Genomic DNA, 7,074 nt, shown 5'->3' with positions numbered 1-7,074 from the left:
AAAGCCAGGTATCGAGGTTTGAAGAAGAATGACAATAAACTGTCTACTTTATTTGCCCTGGCGAATATTGTTCGACTGGATCAAATGATCCGGGCACAGGGTTAGTCCGCCCTGAAGTCACGAAAGTGGCTAAATATCATACAAATAAGGGGTTGAGACCTCTGATTTCAGTCCTACTTCGAACTCGATTCAAGAAGGGAAGTAAATTAGAGGTTATTCGCAGGTTCCTTAGCTATCGATGAGGCTAAAGCTCGATACAAACAATTTCAAGATTCTCATAAATCGTCAGAAAGCGGACTTTTTTTTTTGATAGATTCGCTGATGCGGAGCCTGAAGCTTTCAGGCTTCTTGAGTTACGCCCGTGGATCGAGATGTTACTATTGAATCAAGAGAGCTTCTGTACATCACTAAAGCCATTCACTTTGATTCAGGATTTGGCTGACTTGAGCAAATGGTCGGCTTCAAGAGATTTAGGGCATGCCACAAAGGGTTCTGGTTGTAATTCAATATGGACTAGTCAATATCAAATTCTTATCTTAGATATGAAAGGTTTGGAGCAGCTGTTAGAAAAACTGCCAAGGGGGCACTTTATTATAAGTACAGAAAAGCATGCCCTTGCACTCTCTGTGACTGGAGAAACTTATACCCTGTTCGATGTGAATAACCGCTTGTACTTCAGACAATACCCGTGTGAAAGAAAAGGCCTTTGTTCCCGGGAACTCTTTGAGGCTTTAACCGATAGCATGCCTGCACAGTTTGATTACCCGGCTTTTGGCCTTGCTTGTGTCTATCCTGATGCAGGATCATTTAATAAGTTTTATCGAAGAAAAGAAAATCAATTGAAAGAGATTGCCTGTCAGGTCAGGAAGGACAGACCTGTCAGGATTTCTAAAGAGGATCATAGAGAACTGGTTTTGGCCAGTAAGATGGGTAACGCTGAGGAAGTTAGAAGACGTTTGGAGCAGTCTCCTGAACTGCTTCATAGTATTGGAAGTCAACTGCTATGCAAGACACATAGCTCTGCAGTGGTATTGAGCTTAATGGAAATGAAAGTTGATCCGAATCAGGAGTACGATGGAATAACGCCATTATCATACGCGATAATGCGAAGTAATGTAAAGGGGGTGCGTATTCTGCTTGATCACAAGGCTGACCCGAACAAAGCCTTTGGTGAAGACAATCCGCTTTGTACAGCATGTCGTAATGGTAATCTTGAGATGGTAAAGATGCTGATTGCCAATGGGGCTAAAGTCAATACTCGAAGTAAGAAAGGAGTCAGTGCGCTTGAAGTGGCTATTTTATGCTGCAATCTTCCCTTGGTTAAGTGTCTTGTTGAGTCTGGAGCAGACATTGATCAGTCTTATAAGGGTAAAACTCCGCTCATGTATGCTTGCAAACAAGGATATCTGCCCATTGTAAACTATTTACTGGAAAAGGTAGAGGATGTTGATAAGGTCGCCAAGGGTAGTACTGCGCTTCGATATGCCAGTAAGAAGGGTAATCTACCTGTAGTTGATGCCTTACTTAAGGCTAAAGCCAAACCAGATCATATAGGTAATCTAACCACTCCATTGCAAGATGCCGTTATGAATGACCATCTGGAGGTGGCAAAAAGACTGGTTGAAGGTGGCGCAAAGGCAGATCTTCGCAGACAGAACAAAACGCCACTTTTCATTGCCTGTGAACAAGGGAATCTGCCGTTTGTTCAATGGCTGCTAGAGCAGGGGGCAAACCCGGATAGGAAGTTGGAAAATGGGCTTACCCCTTTGCAGAAAGCCCATAGTTGTGGTCATTCAGAAATAGTTAAATGTATTAAAGCTTATAAAAAGTAGTGCAGAACTTTCTGCCCTCAATGATTGAAGGCAGAATTTGGCGTACTTATAGCTTCTTAATGTCGAATAACATCCTGCTCGGAAGCCTGTTGCAAAATCTCTTTTAGCGTTTCGCAAATATGTTCTGCAACGGCAGGATCGCTGATAGGGTTGTTATCTTTATCAGTAATAAAGAAACTGTCTTCCAGTTTTTCACCAAAAGTGGCGACTTTTGCGTTGTGAACCTGCAGTTCCAGGTCAACAAAAGTTCGTACGACTCGAGCCAGAAGGCCGGGGCGGTCCGTGGCTTTTATCTCCAGCAGGGTTTTCTTAACACCGGGCAGATTACTGATGGTGATTTGCGGCTCTTTGGCGAAGTGTCTGAGCTGGCGTGGGGTTCTCCGTTGAGAGGAGGATGGCATCTTGTCTTTTTGGCTGAGCACCTGTGTCAGATAGTCTTTGATTTGATGAATACGAGATTCGTTGGGCCCGATAGCAGAACCGTCTTCTTCCAGTACAGTGTAGGTATCCAGGCTGAACTGGTCTTTGGAGGTTATGATTCTTGCGTCCTGAATGCTCAGATGAAGCAGGTCCAGTCCTGCCAAAGTAGAGGCAAACAAGTTAGGGCGATCAGGCGTATAAATAAACACCTGAGAACCACTGTGTTCCCGGTCAGTATCGGTTTCCCGGGTGAGGATTAATGGTCCCTGTTCCTTGTGATTCAGAATGCCCTGGGTGTGCCAGGCAATTTCGTGAGGATCGTGTCTGGAGAAATAGTCGTCATCCAGACTGTCCCAAAGCGTTTCAATGGATAGAGTATCCAGATTTTCGTCTTCGAGCAGATCCAGGGTTTCCTGCTGAATATCCTGCAGTCTTTCGTCACTGTCTGGCATATTCTCAATGCCGTATTCCAGAACCTGACGGGTTTGACTGTAGAGTTGCTGCAGCAAGGAAGATCGCCAGCCGTTCCAGAGTTCAGGGTTGGTGGCGTTAATGTCGGCAACGGTGAGCAGATAGAGGTGGTTCAGGTTGTTAAGGTTGCCCACTTTGCGGGCAAAGTCGTGAATCACTTCGGGGTCTGAAAGATCTTTTTTCTGAGCTGTAACCGACAGGGTAAGATGTTCTCTTACCAGCCAGACAATTAATTTGGTGTCGACTCGGCGCAAACCATGTCGACGACAGAAGACTTCTGCATCCACGGCGCCTAGCTGTGAGTGGTCTCCACCTCTTCCTTTACCAATGTCATGATAAAGGCTTGCCACGTAAAGCAGTTCAGGTTTTTTGATGTCGTTAATAATGCGTGAAGCAATCGGGTAGCGTTGCTTGTTCTCTTCATAACGAAAACTGCGCATGTGTTTGATGAGTAGCAGAGTGTGAGCATCAACCGTGTAGGTGTGGAACAAATCAAACTGCATTTGTCCGATAATGCGGCCAAACTCAGGCAGATAACGCCCAAGAACGCCGTAACGAGCCATGCGTCGCAGGCTGATGGTTAAACCGTAAGGTGCCTGGAGAAGTTGCAAGAACAACTTGGCGCATCTGGGGTCTTTTCTGAACTGGTTGTCTACGGTGTGTCGGATGTCGCGCAATAAACGGATGGTTTCCGCTCTGGGTCCGAGTATGTCGGGGTTGCGGGTCATCAGGACGAACATTTCAAGAATCGCAGGTGGGTGCTCTGTGAACACCTGGTCGTGAGTGACTTCAATATACTGATTATGTATCTGAAATCGTTCATTAATGGGAATGATGGTTTGGGCTTTGTCGGCGTTAAGAATCTGATCGTCAAAGTTTTGCAGAATCAGATCCTTTAACTGGGCAACGATCAGGACGGTACGAAAATAGCTCTGCATGAATTGCTCAACGGCCAGGGAGCCAGGGTGATCCTGATAGCCAAACTGTTCAGCCAGAGTGCGCTGGTGATCAAACAGAAGTCGGTCTTCACCACGGCCTGCATGGGTGTGAAGAGCCCACCTTACTTTCCATAAAAATGCACGACAGCGGATTAACTGCTCATACTCGGCTTCAGTCAGAAAGTTCAGCGCCATCAATTTAATGGGGTCCTGAGTGCCGAAGTGGCGTCGTGCAGCCCAACCCAGCATGTGCAGATCCCTGATGCCACCGGGGGAGCCTTTTACGTTGGGTTCCAGGCTGTACTCAGTATCTGCATACTTCTTGTGACGGGCTTTTTGCTCTTCAAATTTGGCCTGCAGATACGTTTTGCTGGGCCACATCTGACTGACATCAATCTTTTTCTGAAGCGCTTTGTTAAGGTTTTCCGGATCGGACAGTGCCCGTGCTTCCATCAGGTTGGTGATGATGGTCAGGTCATTGCTGGCCTGATCGGCGCATTCCTGAATGGATCGAACGCTGGAGCCTACTTTCAGGCCGATGTCCCAGAGAGTGGTAAGAAAAGCCTCGATCTCTGTCTGATGATCCTGGTAACTATCGCTTTCCAGAAGAATTAGGATATCGATGTCAGAGCCCGGATGAAGTTCTCCGCGACCATAGCCCCCCACGGACAGCAGGCTGATGGCAGTAGAATCCTTCCAAGGCAACTGTTCCCATGCGGTAATCAGAACTTGATCAATAAGCCATGTGTGACTGTAGACCAATTGATCAATGCTGACTTCTTCCTTGAACCACTGATTCAGGGTCTCTCTGCCCACCTTGATGATGTTCTTATAGAGTGGAATGGCTGGCTCGCCGGCTTCCAGTGAGGCGATAAAGGCATCTTTATCATAGAGGGCAGATTTGAACTGATCCGGGACCAGTGGGCTTGCATGATTCATAGTGGGTCTTTGTGTCGAGCTGGTTTGTTATCTTGCATTCCGTCGCTTGGCGGTCATGAGCTTTTGCTTCATGAATTTTGCGCAAAAAAAAGGCCCGCCATTGGCGAGCCTGTCAGGAATCAGAAAGGTAAGGTTTCATCATTCCTGAGCGTTAATATTTCTACGCCGTCTGCTGTCACCAGGATGGTATGTTCCCATTGTGCAGAGGGGCGACGGTCTTTGGTGACGGCTGTCCAGCCATCACCGAGTAGTTTGGTGAATTTCTTGCCGGCGTTGATCATGGGTTCAATAGTGAAGGTCATGCCTTCCTGCAGAACGCAGTCGTTGTGATCGCCGTAGCCATCGTAATGAAGTACCTGGGGGTCTTCGTGGAAAACCTGGCCAATACCGTGGCCACAGTATTCTTCAACTACAGAGTAGTGGTTTGCGTGTGCGTGTTGGGCAATAACGCGGCCTATGTCACTCAGGCGAACGCCAGGCTTCACTATTTCAATGCCTTTGTACATGCATTCCTGGGTGACTTTTACCAGCTTTTCAGCAAATGGCTGGGCGGAACCCACCAGAAACATCTTGCTGGTGTCACCGTGGTAACCATCCTTAATAACGGTGACGTCAATATTGAGCATGTCGCCGCTTTTCAAAGCCTTCTTGTCATTGGGGATGCCGTGGCAGACAACATGATTCAAGGAGGTGCAGATGGATTTCGGGAAACCGGGGCGACCAGGTGCAGCACCGTAGTTCAGAGGCGCCGGAATAGCGTCCTGTTCGTTGACAATATAATCGTGACAGATCCGATCAAGCTCACCCGTGGTAATACCGGGTTTGACGTGAGGGGTGATCATCTCAAGTACTTCAGCTGCCAGCTTGCCGGCAATGCGCATTTTTTCGATGTCTTCAGGAGTTTTGATCGTAACGTTCATTTCAAATGTTCTTTGTGGTGCCAGGTGTCTGCTCAATAATCGGTTATCGGCATTTTTCCGGGCTATACGGATACACTGACGGAAATTCTACCAGAAAACTATGGATGGTTGGGCATACTGGCCCGGAAATTTCATAAAGTGTCGAGCTTCACTTCTCCGGCCTTGAACCCGTTGAAAGCGATTTTATGAATTTTCCGGGCTAATGCTCAGAGATATTTTTTTACGCTTCTTAGAATCAATATGCCCCAATAAAGGTTGAGAATATCGCCGGCAAAACCTGTTACGGTTATAACTGTATTCATAAAAGGAGCCTTGCGGTATTCCTCCTCAACCATATAGGTGTCTCTAATAAACTTGTAATGTTCCCATGGAAAGATGATCCAGCGGGAGCCAAAGAAAAAGAGCGTGAAAGGAACAAAGAATTTTTTGGAAGGACGCTTTCTCTGATAATAAGTCTTGTGCAGGTAGCCAGCATTAAAAAATACCTGGGACGTCTCTGTTACCATGCCGTATATAGCCAGACGGATTTTACCTTCGTGATGAGTTGCTGCACAGCCTGTAATCATGGCAAAGCCGTGAGCGATATACTCTACTTTTCCCGTCAGGAGAGCTTCGGAAAACTCATAAATGGCATAGGAATAGAGAACGAGGGGGGACAGGTTCTCCAGGTTGTTCTCATAGGATGAGGGTTCTGCAGCAATGCTGGTCATCGTTCTATTGTTCTGTCTGTTATCAAAATAGGTGTACGCTGCTGCTGGTGCGGTAATCATGGAATTAACCAGTGAGGGGGCATTAGTGTGGCCAGTCAAGAGGCGAATGGTGACAAATCCGGTGGTCATGAATAAAACGTAGTATTGCTGATTTCTGGACTGTCGTGCTTGAAGTGCGGTTACGGCATCGGACAGGGGTACTGCTTGATGGTTTTCTCCGATTTGGCAAATGGCTAATAGCTTCGGGGTGTCATCATTTGCATCTTCGTGCTCGTTCAGGATGCAGTCTTTTACCGGGAGGAATTCCGGGTTTTCTGTGCATTCGTCTTCCAGGGCGAAACGGATGGCGCTCTCCATAACAGGGGTAATTGAGGAAGCCTCAGCTGAAGAAGGTCCGATGGGGTGCGGGTTGTTAATGGTTTGAGGTGTTGCGATGAGTAATGTCGGGTTGAGGCTGACCATAAACAGGACCACAAGCCTGAGGGTTTTCATAAGGATGGCGCCTTATTTGCTGGGAGGGTGTATGGGGCTATGAGAGCCATACAGTTGAGTACTGAACGTTTTAGCAGTCGAGCGGAGATAAAGAGTAGTATCAATGTGAGGAGGCTTCACGATTCTTCGGCAAAGAGTGGTCTTCTGCTTTGAAAATTCGTCCGTTTATGGTATAAATCCGCGTCCTCGTGATCAGGGTCTCCTGAATGCGAGGTTTTTTATTGATTTTGTAAACAGAACTCACATACACCGACACATGATTCAGGGTGCCCGGGTGCTATCAGTTCACGCTGATCATCGGGTCGAACTCATGGGGTGTGTGGAGGCCTAACCCTGTAACAGGAGAATTCTC

Annotated in this window: 4 protein-coding genes and 1 pseudogene; 2 read left to right on the top strand and 3 right to left on the bottom strand. The window is 47.1% G+C overall.

Annotated elements, in window-relative coordinates; genetic code table 11:
- Together WG89_RS32035 and WG89_RS09570 are read left to right on the top strand one after the other, a co-directional pair.
- Positions 1 to 105 (top strand): annotated as a pseudogene (locus WG89_RS32035) (IS5/IS1182 family transposase); the annotation flags it as partial.
- A 317-nt stretch (positions 106 to 422) separates the two neighbouring features.
- Positions 423 to 1,832, top strand: a complete 1,410-nt coding sequence (locus WG89_RS09570; protein ID WP_216638460.1) for an ankyrin repeat domain-containing protein — start codon at positions 423 to 425, stop codon at positions 1,830 to 1,832.
- A 56-nt stretch (positions 1,833 to 1,888) separates the two neighbouring features.
- Here WG89_RS09570 and glnD read toward each other — a convergent pair whose 3' ends face one another.
- The 3 genes from glnD to WG89_RS09555 form a co-directional block, all read right to left on the bottom strand.
- On the bottom strand, positions 1,889 to 4,600 hold the full coding sequence (gene glnD / locus WG89_RS09565; RefSeq protein ID WP_062264777.1) for a [protein-PII] uridylyltransferase: 2,712 nt from the start codon (positions 4,598 to 4,600) through the stop codon (positions 1,889 to 1,891).
- Between the two features lie 119 nt (positions 4,601 to 4,719).
- On the bottom strand, positions 4,720 to 5,520 hold the full coding sequence (gene map, locus WG89_RS09560; RefSeq protein WP_062264774.1) for a type I methionyl aminopeptidase: 801 nt from the start codon (positions 5,518 to 5,520) through the stop codon (positions 4,720 to 4,722).
- A gap of 206 nt (positions 5,521 to 5,726) precedes the next feature.
- Complete coding sequence (locus tag WG89_RS09555; RefSeq protein ID WP_062264771.1) at positions 5,727 to 6,722, bottom strand: TLC domain-containing protein; 996 nt, start codon at positions 6,720 to 6,722, stop codon at positions 5,727 to 5,729.
- Positions 6,723 to 7,074: the final 352 nt, after the last annotated feature.

The organism is Endozoicomonas arenosclerae, from assembly GCF_001562015.1.
Taxonomy (GTDB): domain Bacteria; phylum Pseudomonadota; class Gammaproteobacteria; order Pseudomonadales; family Endozoicomonadaceae; genus Endozoicomonas_A; species Endozoicomonas_A arenosclerae.
The sequence above is the reverse complement of the archived record's forward strand: the minus strand, read 5'-3'. Positions and strand labels throughout refer to the sequence as shown.